This is a genomic window from Gracilibacillus sp. JCM 18860 (assembly GCF_055395245.1).
Window position 1 is genome coordinate 1,442,956 of sequence record NZ_AP043868.1, and the last position, 26,690, is coordinate 1,469,645.

Sequence of the window (26,690 nt, forward strand, 5' to 3'; positions counted from 1 at the left end):
AACATACTTAGAATAGATTATAACACTTTTCACAGGAATAGTGGGAATTAGGATTTTTGGTAAATGCTTCTTTATTAAATGTTTAATACAGAAAAATCCGATCGATAATTCGACCGGATTCGTTCCTATACTTTTGTTATTCATTTACAGAGTTCTTTTCTTCCTTCGTATGAGAACCAACCCAACCAAGAGAAGGGCGAGTCCTGCTAAAATAAAATTACCAAAGAAGCTGGAGGTGTCTGGTAATTCGTTCATTTGGCTCTCTTTATTGTCTGCAATATTTCGTTCTCTTTCACTTTTTACTACGTCAGCGTCATTTTCAGGCTGGTTGGAAGTAGGTTCTGCATCTACTGATTCCTCTTCTTTATTGTTTACTATTGGTTCTACTGTTTGATTGTCTTCCCTCATTTCTTCCGGCAGAATAGTTACTTTTATTAGATGCTCAGAGAAATTATCTTTATCGTCTGTTGCTTGATAAAGGAATTGGTATTCTCCTGGTTTTTTGGTGGAAAAGGCATTCTTCTCTATTGTTTCTCCATCACTATTTTTAATGGTTAATAATAACTCAACATTTTCATCTATATTATCTACTGCTTGTACCTCTGGAAAAGTGAATTTATCTCCGTAAGCGATGGTTATGTGGTCCTCCTCCACGCCAGTGATCATCGGAGCCTCCGTATCTTCCTTGACGATAATATTTAGGACAAGTCGATCCGTATTTTTTACAGAATCAACAGCAGTAGCTTGAAGTGTATATTCTCCTATAGCTGGGGATTTGGAGAATTCCTCCCACGCAATTTCTTCCCCTGTCGCATTGTTTGTTAGTACATTCTCAACCGGAACCGTTTCATCAAAATCATCTGTTGCCGTTATCTCAGGAAAATCAAAGGGCTCGCCAACTGGTATTGTTAACGTATCCTTTTCCCCCTCATATGCAATCACTGGTGGTTTATCAGAGTAATGTACAAGTCCAAAACCGTATTCAGAATCACGACCTTGTGGCCCTAAGTCATTGGCGAGATTTTGTGCTAATTCTCTTAATTCAGTTGCCGAATGATTAGGCAATTTTTGTTTCAGAATCGCTAGGATTCCAGTTACATGTGGTGTTGCTTGGGAAGTACCACTGTTTTGGGTATAGCTATTTTCCGTAGACAAACTAGTAATATTAACCCCAGGTGCTGTTAGTTCATTTTCTGAACCTGTTGCAGAAAAGCTTGCAATACTTTGATCACTTTCCACTGCTGAAACTGCAATCACCTCTTCAAAGGCAGCAGGATACTCTACAGCTCCACCATTATTTCCACTTGCAGCAACTAGTAGGATTCCTTCCTCATAAGCTTTTACTATCGCCTCATGAACAGCTTCATCCTCTGTTGGTGTTCCTAAGCTCATATTGATAATATCAACCTCTTTTTCAATCGCCCAACTAATCGCTTGAATTAAATCAATCGAGTTACCTTTTATTTTTCCTTTTGTTTCATCGTATTCAAATACTTTTGCACCATAAAGATCTGCATCTGGTGCTACTCCATAAGTACTTGACCCGATAATTCCTGCCACATGTGTGCCGTGTCCCTCGTAATCAACATCATATTCCTCTGTGTTACTATTCTCTTCCTCATTCTCGTTAATGGCTGAAAAGCCCTCTTTTATTTGATAATCGTCATGCTTAGCAAAGCCTGTATCTAGTATAGCGATTTTCACATTATCACCAGTAAGCTTATGCCTATGTGCATCATCTGCCCCAATCATTTCTAAGTTTGTCTCATTTATCGTAGCTTGAGGATTTTCTTCCGCAATATCTATCGTATAATTTTGATTGATGGAAACAGACTTTACATTTGGGTCTTTTTTAAATTTTTCCATTTCTGTAGTTGGCACTGTGACTATTTTCATCGATAAATTATGGAGGTTACGCTCATTTTCATATTTCTCCACATGATAGTTTTTTGATAGTTCTTTATTATTAGGTACACTATCATTATATGTAACAATAATATCGATCATTTCTTCTTCTGTTTGTGCACTCGTCATAGGTATAAATAAATGAAAGAAAGCGAAAGCGAAAACGGACATTACGACCATTCTATACCAATTTACATGTTTCAAAATTTCCTCTCCTCTTCTGTGCAGGATCATTTGCCTACGAATATCTCTTTTAATATTAAAGTTTAATAGACAATTCGTCAATTTTCATAGAGTAATAGTTTGACGATTAGAAACAGGTTTGAAACCTGCCGAAAATTGTATTATGATATTTATGTATAGAAAAAAGGAGATGGACATCATGTTATTAGATGAAATTCTTTCATTCAACGAGAAGTTTGTAGTAGACAAAAAATATGAGGCTTACGTTACAGACAAGTTTCCGAATAAGCGTGCCGTTGTATTTACTTGCATGGATACGAGACTCGTTGAACTTTTACCAAAAGCATTAAACCTAAAAAATGGTGATGTCAAAATGGTCAAAAATGCTGGGGCAATTTTAGATGATCCTTATGATAGTACAATGAAAAGTATATTAGTGGCCATTCATGCACTTCAAGCAGACGAAGTATTTGTCATTGCTCACCACGGCTGTGGTATGACGAACTTCGATTCAGATGCTTTTCTTGAATTAACGAAGGATAGAGGAATTGAACAATCGGCCATTGATCAACTAAAAGTAGATCCAAATGAATGGTTGGTTGGCTTTGAGGATCCAGCGGCATCTGTCAAGAAATCGGTTGAAATTATTGAAAACCATCCATTATTGCCAGAGGATGTACCAGTACATGGTCTAGTAATCGACCCAGCCACAGGTAAACTTGATTTAGTGAAAAAAGGATATTAATGAAAAGCAACATGCGCCGGGATTATTCTAGATGTTTTGTATGAACGAAAAAGAAGTCCAAAATGAATCCATTTTAAAATGGGTCACTTTGGACTTTTTTTAGAATAGCTTAGCCTAAAAATCTGTTCTAAACACCATAATCAAATTTGTCAGGATGTTTACCGATTCTATTCCCGATATCCATTTCTGCGATTTTATCCATATCGTCTTGTGATAATGTAAAATCGAAAATGTCCACATTTTCTTCTTGACGATTTTTATGAACAGATTTTGGTATCGTGATGATCTTACTCTGATACTGCCAACGCACAATTATTTGGGCAGGTGTTTTCCCATGCTTTTTCGCTAACTCTTGAAGAGTAGGGTGATCAAAATACTGTGCTTTTCCAAGAGGTGCCCATGCCTCTATTAACATGTCATGTGCATGACAAAAGTCTCTTGTCTCCTTTTGTTGAAGCTGTGGATGTAATTCAACTTGATTTACAACAGGTTTAATTTCAGCTTCTTTCAACATATCCTCTAGATGATGTGGTAAGAAATTACTCACTCCAATCGCTTTTGCTTTGCCATCACGATATAATTCTTCTAGCGCCTTCCATGTCTCCGTAAATTTACCTGGTACGGGCCAGTGAATTAGATAGAGATCAACATAATCCATCTGCAATCGTTTTAAGCTGTTTGCCATTGCCTGTTTTGTGTTCTCATAACCTTGTTCATCATTCCAAACCTTTGTTGTGACAAAAATCTCATTTCTTGATATACCACTATCCTTAATGGCTTTCCCTACATCCTCTTCATTTGCATAAAGCGAAGCAGTATCAATATGACGATAGCCAATTTCAAGTGCAGAGCGAACCGCCTGATATACCTCCTCACCTGGCTCTGCCTTATAAACACCTAATCCGATGGCTGGAATTTCTGTACCATTATTTAATACTAATGTGTCTGTCAAACCCATCTATAAAACGCCTCCTTTTATTTTATAAAAAAACTTAGTTCTCTTCTTATTAGCAATTCTTTGCCGTCTGTTATAGGTTTAGCACTCTTTAAACTTAAATTAGAATTGCGGTAACACTGATTGCTTTTTTACTTATGATTTTGCTTGTTCTAAGATGATATCCATCACCTTCTGTTTTGCTTCACTCACCTTATATTCGTTCATCTTATCTTTTATATCGTATTTTTGTTGCCTTAAGTCTTTTAATGATTGAATTAATGTGGATTTCGTCACATTCTCTTCCTCTAAGACTTTGGCATATCCTTGCTTCGCAAATGATTGTGCATTAACAATTTGATCGCCCCTACTTGCTTGTAATGATAATGGAATCAAAAGCATCGGTTTATGTAATGCCAAAAATTCAAAAATAGCATTAGCACCAGCTCTAGAGCACACAAGATCCGTAATAGCTAAGAAGTCCTTTAGTTCGCCTTGTACATATTCGTATTGTACATAGCCCATTCGATTAATAGAATCATCGACCAAACCTTTGCCACAAATATGAATAATGTGAAAATCAGAAAGTAGTTCATCTAAGCCTTCCCGGATGGCATCATTTATCTTTTTCGATCCAGCACTTCCACCCATTATCAGCAATACATTCTTACGGCTATCCAGTCCAGTTAACTCATAACCTTTTTTCCGATTACCATTAAATAGCTCCTCACGTACTACTGCACCTATCCATTCCGCTTTTTTCTCGGGTAAATATTTCATCGTTTCAGGAAAAGTCGCCAAAATCTTTTTAGCAAATGGCATTGCTAACTTATTTGCAAGCCCCGGTGTATAATCTGATTCGTGAATCACTGCAGGTATTCCTCTCATTTTTGCTGCAACTAATACTGGTACAGAGACAAAACCACCCTTGGAGAAAATCACGGCAGGCTTCTTTTTCCCAATAATGCGATAAGCTTGTAAAGTCCCTTTTAACACTTTAAACGGATCCTTGAAATTTTCCTTTGAAAAATATCTTCGCAGCTTTCCAGTAGAGATCGGATGATAAGTTACTCCTTCTATTGTTGCAATTAACTCTTTTTCTATTCCAGTTTTTGAACCAATATAGTCCACATCCCACCCATCTTTAATAAACTCAGGGATAATGGCCATATTAACCATGACATGCCCAGCTGTTCCTCCACCTGTAAATATTATTTGTTTCCTATTCATTAGAGTTTCTTCCTCTCCTATCTTCACCATTCTGTTACATTTATGTATATAAAATAATGCTTTTTATAATAAACGAAGCTATTAATGATTATACTTATACTTATTCTAATCACGCAAGTAAGTATGTATGGGAGAACTGTAAAAACCTGCTCCAAATGATGGAAACAGGTTTCACTTTAATTATTTTCTCAAATTCATTACAATCAAACGTTCTTCTGTCATCTCTTCTATGGAGTATTTTGGTCCTTCCTTTCCGTTTCCACTATCCTTTACTCCACCATATGGCATTAAATCAACACGATATTGGGAACCATCGTTTATCATAAAACCGCCAACCTCTACATTTTTAGCTGCATAAAACGCTGTGTCAAGGTTTTGCGTGAAAATTCCGCCTTGTAAGCCATAATCTGATTGGTTTACTTCACGAATACATGCATCAAGATCATGGAATGGAATCACACTTGCGACAGGCGCAAAAATCTCTTCACACACTACCCTAAATTGAGGCTGCACATTCGTAAGAATGGTAGGCTTTAATAAAGCCCCCTCTCTTTCCCCACCAATAGCAATTCTTGCTCCTTTTTCTACTGCTTCTTGAATCCATTTCTCTGCTCGCTCTGCTTCTTTTACATCAATCATTGGACCGACATCTGCCTCGGGATCATTAGGATCTCCAACCTGTAATTGGTTAATCTCAGAGATCAATTTCTCTAAAAAAATGTCTTTAATCGTTTCATGCACATAAATTCTTTGTACTGAAATACACACTTGTCCAGCAAAGGCAAAGCTTTGACCAGCTAGTGTCTTAGCCGCATGATTAAGGTCTGCCTCTTTATCGATAATTACTGGCGAATTATTGCCTAATTCTAAAATGAGCCGATTAAGACCAGTTTCTTGTTTTAATTGAAGTCCCACTTTTGCACTTCCGGTAAATGTATAGAGTGCAATCCTTTCGTCATCCATCATTAATTTTCCAACAGTAGAACCAGAACCTACCAAGACTTGTAAAAGTCCAGCTGGAAGTCCTGCCTCTTCAAGAATTTTTGCAAGCTTCAAGGCGGATATAGGTGTTTTACTTGCCGGCTTTAATACAACAGCATTTCCTGCTGCAAGTGCCGGGGCAACCTTATGAGCTACTAAATTTAATGGGAAATTAAAGGGGCTGATGGCGCCAACTACACCTACAGGTACCTTTATAGTAAAAGCAAGTCGATTCTCTGAACCTGGTGCTGCCTCTACAGGCACTCCTTCACCATGAATTCTTTTGGCTTCCTCTGCGGCTATTAAAAAGGTTTGAGCTGATCTATCTATTTCACTACGCGCCTGCTTTAATGGCTTACCAGCTTCTAGAACAATCGTTTTGGCTAAATCCTCCTTATTTGCGAGCAATAATTCTGAACTCTTTTGCAAGATTTTATACCGATCATATGGAGATAGATTTTTTGTTTCGAATGCCTCCAATGCACTAGAAATTGCCAGATCCACATCGTTTTCAGATGCTTTTGATACTTTTGCAAATGGTTTCTGTGAATACTTATCCAGTACTTCTAATGTATCTTCTGTATTGATCCATTTTCCGTCTATGTACAATCCATATTTATCCATCATCTGACACCTCTTTTTTATTGATTACTAAGGTTATTCCACGTATCCATCCTTTCAAACATGCTTGATAAACCTATCTATTAAAAAAGCCGGCTCATCTTCTAACATCGCTAAGGATCGAAATTCCTCTTTCATAAATCCTTCTGATACCATATGATCTAACCATTTTGCCAATGGTTGGTAATATTGTTGTATATTTAACATACCAATTGGTTTTTGATGGATACCAATTTGAGCCCATGTAAAAATTTCAAATAATTCCTCTAAGGTTCCAGGACCACCAGGTAACGCAATGAATCCATCTGCTAATTCTGCCATTTTTGCCTTTCGCTCATGCATGGACTCAACAGTAATTAGCTCTGTTAAATTCTGATGAGCTACCTCCTGTTCAACAAAAAAATTAGGGATCACACCAATCACTTTACCGCCTGTATCTAGGACTGCATCGGCAACAGACCCCATTAATCCTGTACTTGAGCCTCCATAAATTAAGGTAATATTTCGTTTTGCCAATTCCTTCCCAAGCTCACGTGCCCCCTCTTCATAAGCTAAAGACTTACCTTTTCTCGAGCCACAATAAACCGCAATATGCTTCATCCTACCATCACTTCCTTTACTAGCTATAATCCTATTTAAAAAGCACAAATGTTTAGTAAACATTTGTGCTTTTTTAGTATATGTCAAGCTATTAATTTTATAAAAATAATCCAGCAATTGTTGCAGATAGAATGGAACCTAACGTTGCCCCGATCAATAGTTTGAAACCAAACTTCGATACGGCTGCTCCTTTTTCACTATCAATTCCTTGTACGGTACCTGCAATAATACCAATAGAAGAGAAGTTAGCAAAACTTGTAAGGAAGACAGTAACAATTCCTACAGTTTTTTCAGAGAATGTATCTACTGATGGCTGTAGCTGAAGCATTGCAACAAATTCGTTTGTAATAATTTTCGTTCCCATAATACTTCCTGCTTCGATTACTTCATTTGGAGAGATCCCCATTAATATGCCGATTGGAGCTAAGATATAACCTAATATTTGCTCTAAAGTAATGTCATTAAAAATAAATTGAATTACCCAGTTCACCGCTTCTAGTGATGCAATAAAAGCTATCAGCATTGCAGCTACGATTAAGGCTATTTTCCCACCATCTAATGCACCATTTCCCATTGCTTCAAAAAGGCTTTTCGATTCTGAAACATTCTTTACATCGATCTCATCATCATGATCCCCTACCTTAACTGGTGCAATAATGGATGCAATGATAAGGGCACTAAACATGTTTAAGGGAATGGCAACAAGAACATATTCAGCTGGAAGCATTTGCATATAGGATCCTATGATCGATGCAGAAACAGATCCCATTGCCGATGCACTTACAATATATAGGCGATTATTATTCAATTTTGAAAATTGAGATTTTACCGCAAGCAATGCTTCTGATTGACCAAAAAACATACTATTTACCGCATTGAATGATTCCACCTTTGGAAGCCCAGTTACTTTGGAAATGAGTCCCCCAAAATATTTAATAATAATTGGCAAAATTCGTAGGTAAGTAAGCACAGATAACAATGTGGCAAAGAAGATAATAATTAATAGAACATTAAAGAAGAAAACCCCTTCTCCCTCAATTCCTCCAACAACAAAATTAACCCCTTCTGTTCCAAATTCAATCAACTTGTTGAATACACTGGAAATCCAATTAATAATAGCTGCACCAATGGATGTCATAAACATAAACCATGTAGTAACTAGCTGTGCGATTAACATAATGACAATTGCACGATAATTAATGTTTTTCCTGTCATTACTCATTGCATAAGCAATCGCTAACACTAAAATAATAGCAATAATACCTAATAAAATTCCCAATTATAGCTCCTCCTTTTCTCTTTCTTCTAATCTTTCCCTTTATATTGTATGGATAACCATATCACAAGAAAAATGGACTTAAATCTGATCATTTTCATACTTAGAAGGTAAAGTCGACTTTTTCTAAAAAAGGTACACTTTAATTTATACTATATTAAAGTGTGCCATTGCAATGATTTTTATGATATTTGTTGAACAAGAGAGAAAAATGTTACACTCTCTTACATTTCGAATTATTTTCGCAATATTTGGGCAATTTTGATAATAAAATATATAAAAAAAAGCTACCCTATAGGATAGCTTTTTCTTCATGGAAAAAGTGTTTCATTGCATAGAATACATCTTCTTTATTTCGTAAAATAAATTGCTTAAAACGAGGATGATCAATGTCTTTAAAAGCCTGAGTTAATGTCGAATAACGGTTGTATTGATTGACCTCTCCATATCCAAATAAACTTGCATGCTCCAATAATTTTGAGACAGCCTCAAGGGATCTTCGGTTATCAGAGGTTAAATTGTCTCCATCCGATATATGAAATGGATAGATATTATATCTGCTTGGAGGATATTTTTCTTCAATTAATTCTAGTGCTTTTCGATAGGCTGAAGAACAAATTGTTCCCCCACTCTCGCCTTTCGTAAAAAAGGATTCTTCATCCACTACTTTTGCTTCCGTATGATGGGCAATAAATTCGACTTCTACTGATTCATATTTTTTCCGCAAAAACCGTACAGTCCAGAAATAAAAGCTTCTAGCTACATATTTTTCAAATTGGCCCATTGACCCACTTGTATCCATCATGGCAAGAACGACCGCTTTAGATTCAGGTTTAATAATATTATCCCAGGTTTTATATCGTAAATCATCAGGATAAATAGGAGTAAACGACGGATTACCTTCTAATGCGTTTCGACGATAAGAGGCAAGCATTGTCCTTTTCTTATCTATATTTCCGGTTAATCCTTTTTTACGAATATCTTTAAACTCAACATCTGTTATCGTAATATTATCCTTCTCTTTTTCTTCTAAATTAGGTAAAGCTAATTCCTGAAAGAATGCTTCTTCCAGTGTTTCAAAATCCACCTCTGCTTCATAGTAATCTGTACCAGGTTTGTCACCTGCTTTTTGCCCTTTTTGACCTTTTTGTGGTGTACCGTCTTGAGCTACTATGTCTCCTACCTTACTATCACCATTTCCTTGACCAACATGCTTATTCTTCGACTGGTTGTATCGTATTTTATACTCATCTAATGAGCGAATAGGAACACGAATAATGTCCTTGCCTCGAGACATAATAATGTTTTCTTCACTGACGATATCAGGTAAGCGCTTTTTTATGGCATCCTTTATTTTCTCCTGATGTCTCTTCTGATCGTCAAACCCTTTTCTATGGAGGGACCAATCCTCTTCCGCTATAACAAAATTATAATCAGTCATCCTTCCCCTCCTCTGCTTGTATTATTTTATTGTATGCAAGTTTTGGCAGAATGATTAAGTATTTCACGATATTTTTTCATCTATTCTAATGTCCAAATTATCAAAGACTTCACCAACCCATTTGCTGTACTTTAATCATTTTTATACGCAAAAAAACGCTCATTAACCTTTTCGGTTAATGAACGTTTTTACAAATCTATCCTTCTAGCAAGAGATCGTAAGGGTCTTCCAGCAATTGCTTAATTCGAACTAGGAATTGTACTGCATCTTTACCATCTACTATTCGATGGTCATAAGACAAGGCAATATACATCATTGGTCGCACCTCAATAGAGTCATCAGGCATGACCACTGCGCGTTTTTGAATCGAATGCATCCCTAAAATACCCACCTGTGGTGTATTTAGTATTGGTGTGGATAACAATGATCCAAAGATCCCACCATTTGTAATGGTAAAGGAGCCTCCTTGTAAATCAGAAATCTGAAGTTCTTTATTTTTCGCTTTGGCACCTAACCTACCAATTTCAGATTCAATTCCTGCGAAGTCTAGTCGATCAGCGTCACGTACTACTGGAACAACCAAACCATCGTCAGTAGAAACAGCAATACCAATATCATAGAATTTCTTGAGGACAATCTCATTTTCTTGAATTTCCGCATTTATATAAGGAAATTCTTTTAATGCTCCAACAACAGCTTTTGTAAAGAAAGACATAAAGCCTAATTTCACATCATGCTTTTCTAAAAATTTGTCTTTTCTCTCGCTTCTCAGCTTCATCACTGCTGTCATATCGACTTCATTAAAGGTTGTTAACATAGCAGCTGTATGCTGTGCTTCAACTAAACGATTAGCGATTGTTTGACGACGGCGTGTCATCTTTACTCTTTCCACAGGCTTATCAAATTCCTGCTGAGAAGAGTTAGTAGAAATCTGTTGTTTACTCTTACTGTCACTTGAAGCTTGCTTTTGCTTCTCCGCTTTTAAAGCATCGGATAAATGTTCTACGTCCTCAGGACGAATTCTACCTAATGGATCTGTTGGTACGACATCATTTAAATCAATACCTAATTCACGTGCTCTCTTTCTCGTAGCAGGGGAAGCGACAACCTTTTGCTCTTTACCAGACTTTTTCGGCTCTGGTGTAGAGGCTTCGTTATTATCTGTGGCCTGCTTCTCTTCCTTAGAAGGGGCAGTAGCTTCAGAGTCCTCTGACTTCGATTCCTCTTTTGTATCTACTGCTTCACCATTTTCATCTATTTTGGCAATAACTTCTCCTACTTCCACATCATCGCCAGCATTTTTTACAAATTCTTTTAAGACACCAGCATATTCTGCATTAACCTCAACATTTACTTTATCTGTTTCTAATTCACAAATTGGGTCGCCTTTTTCTACCGCATCCCCCTCACTCACTAACCATTCCGCAATTGTACCTTCTGTAATAGATTCTGCTAATTCTGGGACTTTAATTTCTTTCATTAGTTTTTTCCTCCTTCAGAAAGCTCTAATGCTCTTTTTACTAGGCTTCGTTGTTCTGCTTTATGGATATGTGGGTCACCTACGGATGGCGATGAGCGTTGACATCTACCAACATAATGTAAATCAATTTTCTTTTCTTCGAGCATTTTAAATAGTAGCTCTTTCACAAAATTCCAGCAACCCATGTTTCGAGGTTCTTCCTGAACCCACACTACTTCTGTTAGATTTGGACAACCTTCAATCACTTCTCGAATTTGTTGTTCAGGGAATGGGTAGATTTGCTCTAAGCGTAGAACATGAACATCTTCATACGCTGCTTGATTATCACTCATTTTGTCTTCAATATCTACCATTACTTTTCCTGTTCCGATTAGTAATCTTTTTGCTTTCTTAGAAGTCCATTCTAAACCTGGTTGCTGCATTAATGGTTGGAATTTACCATTCGTGAATTTATCAAGTGTGGAAACTACACGAGAGCTTCTTAATAGACTCTTCGGTGTCATGACAATTAATGGTCTAGCAGCTTCACTGTCCACTAATGCCGCTTGTCGACGTAATAGGTGGAAGAATTGTGCACTTGATGTAACATTTGCTACTATCCAGTTATTTTCAGCTGCCATTGTTAAAAATCTTTCCACCCTACCGCTGGAATGTTCAGGCCCTTGCCCCTCATAACCATGTGGCAATAGAATGACCATATTAGATCGCTCATCCCATTTAGCACGTGAAGAAGAAATAAATTGATCAAAAATAACTTGTGCTGCATTGGCAAAATCACCAAATTGAGCTTCCCATATTACTAGTGTCTTTGGTGCTTTCACACTATAGCCATACTCAAAGCCGAGTACAGCTGCTTCTGATAAAGGGCTATTATGAACATCGAATGTTGCCTTTGCTTCATCCAAACCATGAAGTGGACAATACGTGTCATTTGTCTCTATATCATGTAATACTAAATGACGATGTGCAAAGGTTCCTCGCTCAGAATCTTGACCAGATAAACGAATTGGAATACCATCTTGCAAAATGGATGCATAAGCTAAAGCTTCTCCAACAGCCCAATCTGCTTTTTCCTCATTAGCGAAAGTATTATGACGTTTTTGAAGAATCTTTTCTAACTTTTTAAATGCCTGAAATCCTTCAGGACGCTTCAATATTCCTTCATTAAGTGATAATAGTAATTCCTTTGGAACCGCTGTTTCAATATCATTCAAGCTTGTTTGTAAGGCTTTAGGTACAGGTAATGCCTCCGGATTCTCGTTCGTGCTCTCCGTCATTTCATCATAAATACCTTGAAGTTTATTGAAAACGGCTTCCTTCATTTCTTCAAAAGCGTTTTCTTGAATAATGCCTTGGTCCTGAAGGTTCTTCGCATACACAGTTGCACAAGTGTCGTGCTGATCTATACTTTTGTACAATTTAGGTTGGGTTGCTCTTGGTTCATCCATTTCGTTATGACCATATCTGCGATAACCAACTAGATCAATTAAGACATCTTTCTGAAACTTTTTACGATAGTCATAGGCAAGCTTTGCTGCCGAAATACAAGCCTCTGGATCATCTGCATTAACATGAATGATCGGTACCTCGAACCCTTTCGCTAGATCACTAGCATAGCGGGTGGACCTTCCTTGTTCCTGTCCTGTTGTAAAACCAACTAGATTGTTGGCAATAATATGCATAGTTCCACCGGTTTTGTATCCTGGTAATGCACTAAGGTTGAAAGTTTCAGCGACAACACCTTCTCCAATAAATGCAGCATCCCCATGGATTAAAATACTAAATGCTCTTTCAAAATTTTGTTCAGTTCTTCCCTTTTGAAATCGAAAATCCTGTGCTGCTCGTGTAAATCCTTCTACAACCGGGTTAACAAACTCTAAGTGTGAAGGGTTATGAGCAAGTGTAATTTTTGTTGGGGAAGGTTTCTCTTCTCCTAATTGGCGCTTTGCTCCAAAGTGATATTTCACATCACCAGTCCATCCATAAGTAATGGCTCTTGAGCCTGGCGATGATGGAACTAATTCCTTATCAGCTGATGGATGAAATTCAGAGAATAGTTTATCAAATGGCTTACCTAATATATGAGTTAATACACTTAACCTACCTCTGTGAGCCATTCCCATTAGAATCTCTTCTGTTTCATCATAGAAGGATTTCTGTACGATATGGTCTAAGATCGGAACCATCATCTCTAATCCTTCAATAGAAAATCGCTTTTGTGCAACAAACGTTTTAGCTAAGAAGTTCTCAAATCCTTCTACATCTACTATTTTACCTAGTAACTGCCTTTTTTCGTCATCACTTAATGTAAAACGATAATTCCCTGATTCAATATTATCTTGGAACCAGTAGCGTTCGTCATCATTGTTTACATGATCGTACTCAAAAGAAATTGATCCAGCATATTGTGCCATGAGATATTCTACTACATCATTTGCAGTCGTTACTCCGACCATGTTTTTGTCCCAAACCCAATCCGCGGGAATCGCTTCCAAAATCTCTTTTGAGAGATGATAATGTTCCGGGTTTACTAATGTAGTGTCACTTGTCTTCCCTGAACCAACTGGATAAATATTCGCTTTCAAGTGTCCATAACGCCTAATAGCCTCAACAAGCTTGATTGCTGAGGTTAACTGTTTTGCATTAAATTGAGACGGCAAGCTACTCCCCTTAACGACCTCTGCTGTTCCATTGCCCGTTTCTTTAGGAGCTCCATATTGTGCAAACATTTCTTGAAGCGTTGCATCAACAGAGTCCCTGTCTTGTAAATAAAGCTCATACTGTTCCTCAAGGTATCCCATATTGGGACCGTAAAATTTTTTCCAGAATCTCTCACTGGATTCCTGCTGTGTCACGTCCTATACCCCCATTAGTAGTACTTTCTACTGCTTTACTTAACTCCCATCCAAATAAAGTAATGATTAATCATTACATCCATAATATAACCTATTTTACTATGGGAAACAACATAAAACTATAGATTATTTAAATTCTTTTTGTGTTTATTTGAAAATCTTGAAATATAGTCGTTACATTACTTAGAAAGGTGTATTTTCCTTACTAAATAATAAGTTGTCCCCTTTGACTTTAATTACTAGTGATAGCCTCGTTTATTTCATATTTCGCACTTATCTGTCGAGTTTGTTTATTACAAAAATTTCAAATTCCTAAACACACCAAAAAATTAGATGTCCTATTAATTTTGCTCAAACTAATAGAACATCGATATACTAATCACTATTTCAACCTTCTCCTGAAGATAATGGCCTCTATTCTCTCATTTTCTTTATTTCATCAGCAACAAATTGTACTTGTGTACCAACAATAACTTGAATACTATTTTTTCCTACAATATTGATTCCTGGTATACCGGTATTTTTAATTCGCTGCTGGTCTACTTTATCCATATCCTTTACCTCTAACCTTAACCTTGTCACACAATTATCTACAGATAAGACATTTTCATCACCACCAAGTCCAGCATAAATCTCCTCAGCCATTTCAGCGATTTTATCTCCTGAGGTTGTTGAAGCTGTTGAAGATTCTTCCATGTCTTCATCCTCTTCTCGTCCAGGTGTTTTAAAATTAAATTTTAAAATTAAAACCCTAAATAAAACATAATAAATGATCGCAAATACCATACCTTGAACCAATAGCATAAATGGCTGATTGGCTAAGGGAAGTCTTGAACTTAATACAAAATCAATAAAACCTGCACTAAAACCAAAGCCTGCTGTCCAATCAAACATAGCAGCAATACCTAACGAAAGACCAGTTAAAACTGCATGAACAACATATAGTGCTGGCGCTAAAAACATAAACGAAAATTCAAGCGGCTCTGTTACACCGGTAAAAAAAGAAGCAAATGCTGCTGCTAATAATAAGGCTGCAGCCATTTTCTTTCTTTTCGTTTTTGCCGTATGATACATGGCTAAGGCAGCAGCTGGTAATCCAAACATCATAACAGGGAAAAAGCCTGCTTGATACATACCAGTTACACCTTTTTCACCTTGACCAGACCAGAAATTAGCAATATCATTAATCCCTGCAACATCAAACCAAAAAACAGAGTTCAACGCGTGATGCAATCCAGTGGGAATTAGTAACCGATTGAAAAATCCATATAGACCTGCACCAATTGCATCTAAATCAATAATGGCCTTACCAAAAGAAACAAGTCCAGAATAAATGAATGGCCAAATAAAGAATAAAATTGCAGATGCCAACAACATTGTAACCGCCGACATAATAGGCACAAGTCGTTTACCACTAAAGAATGCTAGTGCATCTGGTAACTTTATATGACTAAAACGATTGTACATAATGGAAGCTACTATCCCAGATAATATTCCAATGAATTGATTTCCAATACTATCAAATGCAGCATTAACATCTTCCACATCTACTCCTTGTAATAGAGCAACCGTTTCTGTTGATAATAAGGTGGTCACGACAAGATAGGCAACTAATCCACTTAACGCAGCAGATCCATCTTTATCCTTTGACATACCAAAAGCAACACCTACAGCAAACAAAATAGACATACTAGGTCCTGAAACAATCGATTCACCCGCCTTAATTAAAAATGCGGCAACCGCACTTGCTTCTCCCCATCCTTCTGGATCTATCCAGTATCCAAGTCCCATTAAAATTGCCGCTGCAGGTAAAACCGCTACTGGCAACATTAAGGAACGACCAATATTTTGAAGATATTTCATCATAACATTCTTCCTCCCTTTTATTGTTAATTATCTGACAGAATTAAGACACCTATTTACCGTTATATTATTGAATGAAACAATTAATATTCATCTTAAATCATTTAATTAATTTTGTATCAATAACACTTACTACAACTAAATTAATCCCTTTTATATTTTCCCATGGTTCATATTTTAAGATTTCATTGGCTCCACTCCTTAGCATTTTCTCTTTTTTATTTCCAACAATCCAACCATAATGTACAGTTGTCTATACATATATTAACTTCATTTAAATTTTACGTCAATATGCTTTCTTCCTTCCATTTAATTTAGTGAAAATAAAGCGTGAACAGTTAACAATACTACATTTGTTAAGAATAGTGTTTCATTTTAATAACACCTGTATTTATGTATAGACAACTATATCTTAAATTGGTATGCTTACTATTGAATCTAAAACGTCGAATGAGGTGTGTAGAGATGAGTCAAAAATTATTGATAAAGAATGTTACGATATATACAGATACCGCTATTATTGACTCTGGTTTTATCAAAATAGAAAATACAAAAATAACTGAAATTGGAACTTTAACTGATTTGAGAACTCCAGATGATTTTGAAATAATGGATTTGTCAGGAAAAACGATAAAGGCCATTCCTGGTTTCATTGATGTTCATATTCATGGAGCAGATGGAGCGGATGTGATGGATGGAACTTCTGAAGCTCTTCATAAAATGGCAATGGCTTTGCCAAAAGAAGGGACCACTAGTTTTTTGGCAACAACAATGACGCAAAGTAATACATCGATAGAAAAGGCGTTATCTAATACTGTTAATTATATGAGCAACCAACCAGCTACACAGGCTGAAATAATAGGAATTCATTTAGAGGGACCATTTATCAATGAAACCCGTAAAGGTGCACAGCCAGCCGAACATATTCAAAAACCTAATCTGGAACTATTCAAAAAGTGGAACGAATTAGCAAAAGGAAAGATTAAATTAGTGACATTAGCCCCTGAAATAGACGGAAGTAGCGAACTGATTGAATACTTTAAAAATAATAGAATTATTGCTTCAGCTGGGCACACCGATGCAAGCTCCGAACAGATCAACCGTGCAATAAAACACGGCCTATCTCACATTACTCATCTGTACAACCAAATGAGAGGCTTTCACCATAGAGAACCTGGGGTAGTTGGTGCCGCATGGAACAATGATTCCTTAATGGTTGAAATTATTGCAGATGGTGTTCATTCCACAAAAGAAGCCGTTCAAATCGCCTATCAACAAAAACAGGAAAACAAGCTTATACTTATTACCGATTCGATGCGAGCGAAATGCTTAAAGGACGGTGTTTATGATTTAGGCGGACAAGAGGTAACCGTTAAAAATCAAGAAGCAACCTTAAAAGATGGTACCCTTGCTGGAAGCACCTTAAAGCTAGGAGATGGATTTAAAAACATCATCCAATTTACAGATTGCTCTATCGAGGCTGCTATTTGTATGTCCTCGCAAAATGCAGCAAAGGAATTAGGTATTTATGAGAAAAAAGGGAGCATTACGGTTGGGAAAGACGCTGATATTGTCTTGTTGAACGAAGACAATGATGTCATTACGACCATATGCCGTGGAAATATTGCTTACAGTAATGAGTAAGATAGTCTAGAATGATAAGTAAAATGGATATTTCAAAAATCAATAGTGCTATAATAAGATTACTTAAGACATGAATGTTAGCTGGAAGGAGTTATTTACTTTATGATTGATAAACATTCGCCAATCCCAATCTATCATCAATTAGAGGAACAAATCAAAACGAAAATTGAAAGTGGTGAGTATAAGGCTGGTGATTCATTGCCTTCTGAAAGAGAGTATGCAGAGCAACTTGGCATCAGTCGAATGACAGTAAGGCAGGCCATTACAAACCTTGCGAATAAACATTATCTATACCGAATAAAAGGAAAAGGAACGTTTATTGCAGAGCAAAAGCTTGAACAAAACTTAAATGGATTAACAAGCTTTACAGAGGATATGAAGGCACGTGGTATGAAACCTAGTAATAAGTTAATTAATTTTGAAATTATACCTGCAAACGAGGGATTAGCAGAACAGCTCCATATTCCTGTTTATACACCTGTTTACGAAATTAAACGTATTCGCCTTGCAGAGGACGAACCAATGGCGCTAGAAAGAACGTATATTTCTGCTAACTTGATCAAGGGCTTAACTGACGAAATTGCACAAAGCTCTTTATATTATTACATTGAAGACAAATTGGGATTAAGGATAGGAAAAGCAAGCCAAATATTTGAAGCAACACTTGCTAATGAAGAAGAAATTCAATATTTAAAGATTGAAGAAAATTCACCAGTGCTTTTTATGAAAAGAGTAACTCAATTAGCTGATGGAACCACCTTTGAAGTTGTAAAATCTTCTTACCGTGCAGATCGGTATAAATTCATGCTAGATTTAGAACGTTGAGAAAGGAAGACTATTAATGGAAACTCCTGTAACAGAATCTGTTAATAACAACTCTCTTACTATTGACGAGATGAGTTCATTGGATATTGTTAATTTAATGCACCAAGAGGATCAAACTATTCAAAAAGCAATACAAGATAACATAGAAAAAATTGCAGAAGCAATCGACCTAATCGTAAACAAGTGGAAGATTGGGGGAAGAGTATTTATCGTTGGTGCTGGCACGAGTGGTAGAATCGGTATTTTAGATTCCGTGGAACTCCCCCCTACATTCTCTATTAATCCTGAACGCTGGAAAGGCATAATTGCGGGTGGAAAAGAAGCTATGTGGGAACCACTTGAACAGCATGAGGATGATCAAAATAATGTTATCCAAGAATTGCAACACGATTCTTTCTGTGAAAAAGACGTTCTCATAGCCATAAGTGCTAGTGGCTCCACGCCATTTTCTGTTGCAGCTCTTCGTTATGCAAACCAAGTAAAGGCAACCACTATATCCATCAGCTGTAATCAACAATCGATCTCCTCCATAATGAGTGATATTGCGATTGAATTAGTAGTTGGTCCTGAGATTATTCGTGGATCAACAAGATTAAAGGCAGGTACTGCACAAAAAATAGCTATAAATATGATCTCAACTGTCACCATGATAAGATTAGGGAAGGTCTATCAAAATGAGATGATTGATATGATGCTGATTAATAAGAAACTGGTTAAAAGAGGAAATGAGATGCTTAAGGAATTAACCGGTATTAGTGATCAACAAGCAGAAAATTTGATGAAAGAAACGAATAATCAATTAAAAAATGCTGTTTTTATGGCAATTACAAATAGCAGTTTACAAGAGTCCGAAATGTATCTTCATAAAGCGGAAGGACATTTAAAGCAAGCGATTAAGAGTTATCTGAATGACTAAGTGTTTATTGGAAGGAAAATTCCTTTTTAGTAAATTCACTGCTTTCCTATCAAATATGAATACTATTTTCTAATCATAAAACAACTAATACCCGAACTTGAAAGAAAGTCCGGGTAAAGTTGCTATAACTTTGTTATCGATTCAACAAGCTACCTACATATCGCAATAGATCATTGGCAGATTGTGTATTGTAACCATACTCATCGACGAGTGTTGCCACAACCTCATTCATTTTCTTTAATTGTTGTTCGTCAGGTGTTTTGGTTGATGTAGTAATTTTAACGACATCTTTCAGATCAGCAAATAATTTCTTTTGAATCGCCTCACGTAATCTTTCGTGTGATTGGTAATCGAATTTCTTCCCTTTACGAGCATAGGCGGAAATTCGGATCAGAATTTCTTCTCGGAATGGTTTTTTTGCGTTTTCAGAAATTCCGATTTGTTCTTCAATGGAACGCATTAATTTTTCATCTGGATGCATTTCTTCCCCTGTTAATGGGTCTTCTAATTTCGTTTTATTACAAAATGCCTCCACATTGTCTAAATAATTATTCATCAAGGTTTTTGCAGATTCCTCATAAGAATAGACAAATGCTTTTTGTACTTCCTTCTTTGCAAGCTCATCGTATTCTTTTCTTGCGATGGAAATGAAATCTAAATAGTCCTCTTTCTGTTCCTTTGTGATAGATGGATGATCATCTAACCCGTCCTTCAATGATCGCAATACATCTAAAGCGTTTATTGCCTGCATCTCTTTTCTTATAATGGTAGAAGAAATACGATTAATAACATAACGGGGATCAATACCTGTCATTCCTTCATCAGCATATTCCTTCTTTAAAGCCACAACATCTTGATCACTAAAGCCTTCAACATCCTGACCGTTATAAAGATACAATTTTTTCAATAGACTAATATTATTTTGCTTTGATTCCTTCAATCTAGTTAATATGGTGAACATTGCTGCAATTTTCAAGGTATGTGGGGCAATATGCACATCCTGTATATCACTTTCTTCAATCATTTTTTGATAAATACGTTCTTCTTCATCCACCTTCAGATTGTACGGGATCGGCATGACAATCATTCTAGAATGTAAAGCTTCATTCTTCTTATTCGATATAAACGAACGATACTCTGATTCATTTGTATGTGCAACGATCATCTCATCTGCGGAAATTAATGCAAATCTACCTGCTTTAAAATTCCCTTCCTGTGTTAAAGAAAGTAAATGCCAGAGAAACTTTTCATCACACTTCAGCATTTCTTGAAATTCCATTAAGCCACGATTAGCTTTATTCAGTTCACCATCGAATCTGTAAGCTCTTGGATCAGATTCGGAACCATAAGTAGCAATGGTGGAAAAATCAATCGATCCTGTTAAATCGGCAATATCTTGAGATTTAGGATCTGATGGACTGAACGTACCAATTCCAACTCTTCTATCCTCTGAAAAAAATATCCGCTCTATTAAGACGTCTTCAATCCTACCACCATAGTCTTCCTCCAGTCTTAGCTGATTAAGTGGTGACAGACTTCCTTCTATCCTTATTCCATACTCTTTTTCAAAATCTGATCTTAAATGTTGAGGAATAAGATGAAGTGGATTCTCATGCATAGGGCACCCTTTTATAGCATATACAGCCCCTCTATCTGTTAACGTATATTCTTCTAACCCTCTTTTGAGAAGTGTAACTAAAGTCGATTTTCCACCACTAACTGGACCCATTAAAAGCAGGATACGCTTTTTAACATCTAATCGTTTTGCTGCCGGATGAAAATATTCTTCGACTAATTTTTCTAAAGCTTCTTCTAAACCGAATAAATCATTACGGAAGAAGGCATATTCTCTTACTCCATCTACTTCTTCTACCCCTTGATCTCGAATCATCTGATAAATTCTTGAATGGGCAGATTGTGCTAAATAAGGCCTCTCCTTTAAAAGCTCTAAATAATCGCTAAAAGTGCCTTCCCATTTTAATTGATTTTGTTTCTCCCGGTATGCTTGCACCTTTTTCAGTATATCCATTCCAAAACCTCCTGGTAAGCATTTCTTTCTATAAAAATGTTGGAACTAACGAGAAAATAATTAAGAGAAAATCTTCGGAGTGAGGGGTTCATATGCTGTTTAGCCATATGGACAATTACTGGCAGTTACCCCCCACTTACATTTCTTACTCGAAGTGAGCATCGTACCGCCAGTTTATGTGTAATATAGTAGATAATACTTAATCTAATGTATGTAAGTAAGCCAAAAAAAATGAATCACTTTCCCATACAGAAGAAAATAGACAAGCAGTTTACGAGTGAATGGAGAACGATTACAATATATATAATCGATTTTACTCAAATCCAAAGAAATAGTGCACATTATTCATTACTTTAAAAGGGGTTCATCCATTGAATAAATTATACAAGGTTCTCATTGTTGATGATGAAATGCTAATTAGGCAAGGGATCATAAATTATATTGATTGGGAAAAGGAAGGCTATCAAATAATTGGGGAAGCTGCCAATGGGGAAGAGGCTTTAGCATTGTTAGAGAAGGAAAGGCCTGACATTATTATTACGGATATCGTTATGCCAGAGATGGATGGAATCGAATTAGTGAAAATAGCAAAAGAAAAAAATCCAGCGGTCAACATTATTATCTTGAGTAGCTTTGAGAATTTTGATTATGTACGAACAACCTTCCAACACGGAATAGCTGATTATATTCTCAAGCCGAAGTTAAATGCAAAGGAACTTATTCAGACACTAAATAACATTACAATAGGAAGCAAGGAACCTAAACAACAAGAGATACAATCCATTGAAGAACAGTTAAAAAAAATATTACAAGGCTACCAACCGAAACTATCCAAAACTCAATGGAAAAAATCTTTACCGTACAATCAATTTTTACTTGTAAGTATAATCCTTGAGCAAGAGGATTCATTATTCAAGACATCATTACTAGAAGAATACACAAAAAAACCTGATGTAGCAGTATATGATATTTCGGTGAATGAGAAGGAATTCTTATTGTTATATAATTTTGAGAAATATGAATTATCATCTATTAAAAAATCGATCTTACATTTTAAAGATAAATTTATGTATACTAATCATACTTGGCTGATTGCTGCACCATTCTCTTCTTTAGAGAATCTTCAGCAATGCTATCAAGACCATCTAGGCAAACTAAAGCATTACCTTTTTTATTTACCAGAAAAAAAATACATCATCTATGATCAATTACCACATGACCATGAATCAGAGCTGAATTTTGATTTGAATCAATTTATTTTTCTCTTTAAAAGGAAGGAATTTGATGATGCATTTTCCTATCTTACAGAACATATTACCATCTTAAGGAAACAGTATAGTCGTGATGTCTTCGAGTTTAAATCATGGCTTGAAAATATTATCTTTAATTCTATTGTTTTACTAGGTAATATGAAATATGAAATAACGAACCTAGAAGAATCCAAGTACCAGTATTTTGCACGTATCAATGAAGCGAATGATGCAGAAGAGGCCATTGCCATTTTTCATGAATTTCTAGAAAAAGTAAAAAGCATCGTTCACTTAGATCGAGATGAACAATCTCCTAATATGCGGATGCTCTTAAATTATATTGATAGTCATTATGCAGAACATTTAACTTTGAAAATCCTAGCAGATCATTTTCATTTTAATCCTTCTTATTTATCCAATTATTTTAGCACCCATCATGAAGAAGGATTTAGTGAATATTTAAGCAAGGTTAGAATAAAAAAATCTATGGAAATTCTTGAGACAAGCAAGGTCTCAATAGCTATGGTAAGCGAAATGGTTGGTTATTCTGATCCGAGCTATTTCTGTAAGGTCTTCAAAAAATCAACAGGCTTATCACCTAGTCAGTATCGGCGGAATTCGACAGCAAGGAATCGAGGAAGCAATGATGAAAAAAATAGTCCATATCATTCAAGATAATAATTTATTTATAAAAATTTTCCTTGTAATGGTCATTAGCATCATTGCTGTATCTATTTTTATAACGATAAGCTCTATCCGTATGTCAAGCAATCTTTTTATGGAAACATTTAGCATTACCAATACAAAAGTACTAACACAAATAAAAGATCGATTCAATACTTTTAGTTATTCGGTTGTCTCCACCTCTATAAAAGTAGATGAAAACGGTACGATAAAACGACGACTTCAGGAAGAAACGTCTAATGATATAGAAAAATCACGCTCTTATTACCAAATAAAGACGCAAATGGAACGTATTTTTGCAGAAATTGATCCGAATGAAGCCAATTTAATTATTATGAGCTTGGATAATGAAATATTTAATATGAATTATTTTAATTGGCCAGTAAAAGGTACGGAATTAAGGAACCATGCGATCACGAAACAAACAGAAGCACGTCCAAATGAAATCATCTACCAATTTGATCAATCAAATTTAACCAATAACATCCCTATGGTAATTGTATCAAAGGCTTTAACAGAGCATTCAACTGGTAAAATCTATGGATATCAGTATGTTTCTATTCGAGAAAAGGATTTGAGAAGCTTCTATGAAGGCTATACGAGTGAAGGAAATAATGTTCTTCTCATAAACAGTTCCGGCCAAATCATCTCAAGTAATTTCCATCAAAAAATTGGAGAAAAAGAACCGAAGTTACTACAAACTGCTAAGAATATTGAAAACCAAGGAATCGAATACCTCAATGTAAACATTTTTAACGAAGACTATTTAATGTTAGCAGAATATTTGCCAACTTTAGATATGTATATTGTCAACCTTGTTGACAAGGATAAGGTGCAAAGCAATTTAGTTGATACAAATGAAATCATCTTGATTAGTATTCTCATTGTATTGATTGCTGTTTTCATTGTCTTTTTAATATTAAGGAAAATGACGGTTTCTATTAGTAAATTGGTTAATCAAATCTCCGATATGGCTAGGTATCAATTTACCAAGCCATTAGAAGAAACCGGTGGATATGAAGCTAAGAAAATCGCCAATTCTTTTAATTACATGTTAAACGAGCTCCATGACTATGTAGAGATACTGCTAAGAACACAGGAAAAGCAACGCAAGGCTGAGTTAGAAGCATTACAACATCAAATTAATCCACATTTTATTTATAATACACTAGCATCGATTAAATTTATGATCAAGCAAGGAAAGAAAGAGACAGCATTTAACACGATAGATGCCTTTATCTCCCTAATTCAAAATGCACTTGGTGATGTAGATGAATTGATTACAGTGGAACAGGAGCTGGGTAATTTAAAAAATTATGTACTCATAAACCATGCAAGATATGGCGATAGAATCAAGGTAAATTATTTAGTTTCACCAGATTGCCTCCATCTTCAGTTGCCAAAGCTTGTCATACAACCATTTATTGAAAATGCCTTTTTTCATGCTTTTACGAAAAAGAAGCATGGTTATATTCAGATTTTAATGGCCCAAAGAGAAAATTCACTAGTTTGTGAAATTGTAGATAACGGAGATGGAATCAATGAGGAAAAGATCGATCGTAAGGCGATTGGTATGAAAGGCAAAAGACAGCTATTTAGTGGGATCGGTGTGCGAAATGTCCATGAGAGAATCCAGTTGTTATATGGGAAAAATTATGGTGTGAACATCACAAGTGAATTAAATAAAGGAACAAAAGTAGTGATTACCCTCCCTATTATAGAGGAGCTGGAGAATCAGAAGTAACCATATCTACCTAAAAATAATACCATTTTCTAAAATAAATACCATTTTGTATTCGACAGAATAAAAATATCTAAAAATATTCAAAATATCAACTAAAGATCGTTCTAACGACCTTTAGTTTTTTTTGTTACGATAATGTTACAGCGTTGATAACGCTTGCAAATTTTTATAAGGGGGTTTTATAAAGTGAAACGTATATCAAAAAAATTACTCTTTTTCTTGTTCTTAGCTCTAATTCTTACACTAGCAGCATGTTCTGGAGGGAATGAAAGCGGTTCAGATGAAGGAGGATCTGATGGAAACACCATTACTGCTTGGGCTTGGGATCCTAATTTTAATATTGCAGCACTTGAATTAGCCAAAGAAAAATATTCAGGTGAGGAAGAAATTGAATTAGATATTATTGAAAATGCCCAAGACGACATTGTTCAAAAGCTAAATACTGGTTTAAGTTCTGGCACAATGAAAGGTATGCCCAATATTGTTTTAATTGAAGATCAACGTGCCCAAAGCTTCTTGCAGTCTTATCCAGACGCTTTTTATCCAATTGGTGACTATTTTAACAAAGAAGATTTTGCTAGCTATAAACTACCACCAACGAGTCTTGACGGAAAACAATACGGATTACCTTTTGATACAGGGGTAACAGGACTATTTTATCGAACAGATTATTTGGAAGAAGCAGGATTTACCAAGGAAGATCTTACAAACATAACTTGGAAACAATATATCGAAATTGGTAAAACAGTAAAAGAAAAGACTGGACATAATTTTCTATCATTAGACCCGAATGACTTAGGAATTCTTCGTGTCATGATGCAAAGTGCTGGTGCTTGGTATACAGATGAAGAAGGGAATATTAACCTCGTAGATAATGAACCTTTAAGATTAGCCCTAGAAAATTATAAAGCAATTATGGAAGCGGATATGGTAAAACTCAACTCTGATTGGTCACAATATATTGCAGCATTTAACAGTGGAGACGTCGCAACCGTTCCAGCAGGAAACTGGATTGCACCTAGTATTGAAGCGGAGGAATCACAGGCTGGAAAATGGGCAGTCGCTCCTACACCAAGATTGGACATCGAAGGAACAGTTAATGCCTCTAACCAAGGTGGAAGCTCTTTCTATGTGTTAAATATAGATGGTAAAGAAAAAGCAGCTGAATTCCTTGCCAACACATTTGGCTCCAATGTTGAATTTTATGATGAGCTTGTTACAGAGGTTGGTGCATTAGGAACATATACTCCAGCAGCTGAAAGTGAAGCATATCAGGTTGAAAATGAATTTTTTGGCGGTCAACAGCTTATTTCTGATTTTTCAAAGTGGATGGAAGAGATTCCTCAAGTTGATTATGGAATGAACACTTACGGAATTGAAGATATTCTAGCAGCAGAAATACAGAATTACTTAAATGGTAAAAGCTTAGAGGATGTACTAGCAGATGCTCAATCTCAAGCGGAAGCACAATTTAAATAAGTGAG

The 26,690-nt window shown here is 36.0% G+C and carries 18 protein-coding genes; 7 read left to right on the plus strand and 11 right to left on the minus strand.

Going from position 1 to position 26,690, the window contains the following annotated elements; translation table 11 throughout:
• Positions 1-144: 144 nt before the first annotated feature.
• On the minus strand, positions 145-2,109 hold the full coding sequence (locus ACZ5R4_RS07525) for a S8 family peptidase (protein ID WP_464368283.1): 1,965 nt from the start codon (positions 2,107-2,109) through the stop codon (positions 145-147).
• A gap of 175 nt (positions 2,110-2,284) precedes the next feature.
• On the opposite strand from ACZ5R4_RS07525, the gene ACZ5R4_RS07530 reads away from it, so the two are divergent.
• On the plus strand, positions 2,285-2,833 hold the full coding sequence (locus tag ACZ5R4_RS07530; RefSeq protein WP_054861376.1) for a carbonic anhydrase: 549 nt from the start codon (positions 2,285-2,287) through the stop codon (positions 2,831-2,833).
• Positions 2,834-2,960: 127 nt separating this feature from the next.
• On the opposite strand, the gene ACZ5R4_RS07535 is transcribed toward ACZ5R4_RS07530, so the two are convergent.
• From ACZ5R4_RS07535 to nagE, 9 genes are all read right to left on the minus strand, one after another.
• Positions 2,961-3,791: an aldo/keto reductase gene (locus tag ACZ5R4_RS07535; RefSeq protein ID WP_109985544.1), complete on the minus strand. Its 831-nt coding sequence runs from the start codon at positions 3,789-3,791 to the stop codon at positions 2,961-2,963.
• A 132-nt stretch (positions 3,792-3,923) separates the two neighbouring features.
• Positions 3,924-4,997: an undecaprenyldiphospho-muramoylpentapeptide beta-N-acetylglucosaminyltransferase gene (locus tag ACZ5R4_RS07540; protein ID WP_109985545.1), complete on the minus strand. Its 1,074-nt coding sequence runs from the start codon at positions 4,995-4,997 to the stop codon at positions 3,924-3,926.
• Between the two features lie 180 nt (positions 4,998-5,177).
• On the minus strand, positions 5,178-6,602 hold the full coding sequence (locus ACZ5R4_RS07545; RefSeq protein ID WP_464368284.1) for an aldehyde dehydrogenase family protein: 1,425 nt from the start codon (positions 6,600-6,602) through the stop codon (positions 5,178-5,180).
• A 54-nt stretch (positions 6,603-6,656) separates the two neighbouring features.
• Positions 6,657-7,199 carry an LOG family protein gene (locus ACZ5R4_RS07550; protein WP_464368285.1) on the minus strand — a complete coding sequence of 181 codons (543 nt, stop codon included), beginning with the start codon at positions 7,197-7,199 and terminating at the stop codon, positions 6,657-6,659.
• A 97-nt stretch (positions 7,200-7,296) separates the two neighbouring features.
• Positions 7,297-8,478 (minus strand): NupC/NupG family nucleoside CNT transporter, encoded by a 1,182-nt coding sequence (locus ACZ5R4_RS07555; RefSeq protein ID WP_109985546.1) that lies wholly within the window; start codon positions 8,476-8,478, stop codon positions 7,297-7,299.
• Between the two features lie 289 nt (positions 8,479-8,767).
• Positions 8,768-9,916 (minus strand): sporulation protein YhbH, encoded by a 1,149-nt coding sequence (gene yhbH, locus ACZ5R4_RS07560; protein ID WP_109985547.1) that lies wholly within the window; start codon positions 9,914-9,916, stop codon positions 8,768-8,770.
• Between the two features lie 196 nt (positions 9,917-10,112).
• Positions 10,113-11,396: a 2-oxoglutarate dehydrogenase complex dihydrolipoyllysine-residue succinyltransferase gene (odhB, locus tag ACZ5R4_RS07565; RefSeq protein WP_277678145.1), complete on the minus strand. Its 1,284-nt coding sequence runs from the start codon at positions 11,394-11,396 to the stop codon at positions 10,113-10,115.
• Positions 11,396-14,197 (minus strand): 2-oxoglutarate dehydrogenase E1 component, encoded by a 2,802-nt coding sequence (locus ACZ5R4_RS07570; protein ID WP_245902391.1) that lies wholly within the window; start codon positions 14,195-14,197, stop codon positions 11,396-11,398. The genes odhB and ACZ5R4_RS07570 overlap by 1 nt, the downstream gene beginning before the upstream one ends.
• Positions 14,198-14,665: 468 nt before the next feature.
• Positions 14,666-16,117 carry an N-acetylglucosamine-specific PTS transporter subunit IIBC gene (nagE, locus tag ACZ5R4_RS07575; protein WP_054861479.1) on the minus strand — a complete coding sequence of 484 codons (1,452 nt, stop codon included), beginning with the start codon at positions 16,115-16,117 and terminating at the stop codon, positions 14,666-14,668.
• 462 nt (positions 16,118-16,579) lie between these two features.
• Between nagE and nagA the strand changes: the two genes are divergently transcribed.
• The 3 genes from nagA (at position 16,580) to murQ (ending at position 19,499) form a co-directional block, all read left to right on the plus strand.
• Positions 16,580-17,758 (plus strand): N-acetylglucosamine-6-phosphate deacetylase, encoded by a 1,179-nt coding sequence (gene nagA / locus ACZ5R4_RS07580; RefSeq protein WP_277678146.1) that lies wholly within the window; start codon positions 16,580-16,582, stop codon positions 17,756-17,758.
• A 102-nt stretch (positions 17,759-17,860) separates the two neighbouring features.
• A complete protein-coding gene (locus tag ACZ5R4_RS07585) occupies positions 17,861-18,583 on the plus strand; it encodes a GntR family transcriptional regulator (protein ID WP_054787318.1) in 723 nt (240 codons plus the stop codon).
• A 16-nt stretch (positions 18,584-18,599) separates the two neighbouring features.
• Complete coding sequence (gene murQ, locus ACZ5R4_RS07590; RefSeq protein WP_277678147.1) at positions 18,600-19,499, plus strand: N-acetylmuramic acid 6-phosphate etherase; 900 nt, start codon at positions 18,600-18,602, stop codon at positions 19,497-19,499.
• Between the two features lie 133 nt (positions 19,500-19,632).
• Here the strand turns inward: murQ and ACZ5R4_RS07595 are convergent, their stop codons facing one another.
• Positions 19,633-21,528, minus strand: a complete 1,896-nt coding sequence (locus tag ACZ5R4_RS07595) for a PrkA family serine protein kinase (protein ID WP_109985552.1) — start codon at positions 21,526-21,528, stop codon at positions 19,633-19,635.
• 371 nt (positions 21,529-21,899) lie between these two features.
• On the opposite strand from ACZ5R4_RS07595, the gene ACZ5R4_RS07600 reads away from it, so the two are divergent.
• The 3 genes from ACZ5R4_RS07600 to ACZ5R4_RS07610 all read left to right on the plus strand — a co-directional run bounded on the left by ACZ5R4_RS07600 (position 21,900) and on the right by ACZ5R4_RS07610 (position 26,685).
• Entirely contained in the window at positions 21,900-23,456 is a 1,557-nt protein-coding gene (locus ACZ5R4_RS07600) for a response regulator transcription factor (RefSeq protein WP_109985553.1), read from the plus strand.
• Positions 23,425-25,206, plus strand: a complete 1,782-nt coding sequence (locus ACZ5R4_RS07605; RefSeq protein WP_054861475.1) for a histidine kinase — start codon at positions 23,425-23,427, stop codon at positions 25,204-25,206. Before ACZ5R4_RS07600 ends, ACZ5R4_RS07605 begins: the two co-directional genes overlap by 32 nt.
• A gap of 186 nt (positions 25,207-25,392) precedes the next feature.
• Entirely contained in the window at positions 25,393-26,685 is a 1,293-nt protein-coding gene (locus ACZ5R4_RS07610; RefSeq protein WP_277678150.1) for an ABC transporter substrate-binding protein, read from the plus strand.
• The last annotated feature ends 5 nt before the right edge of the window (positions 26,686-26,690 follow it).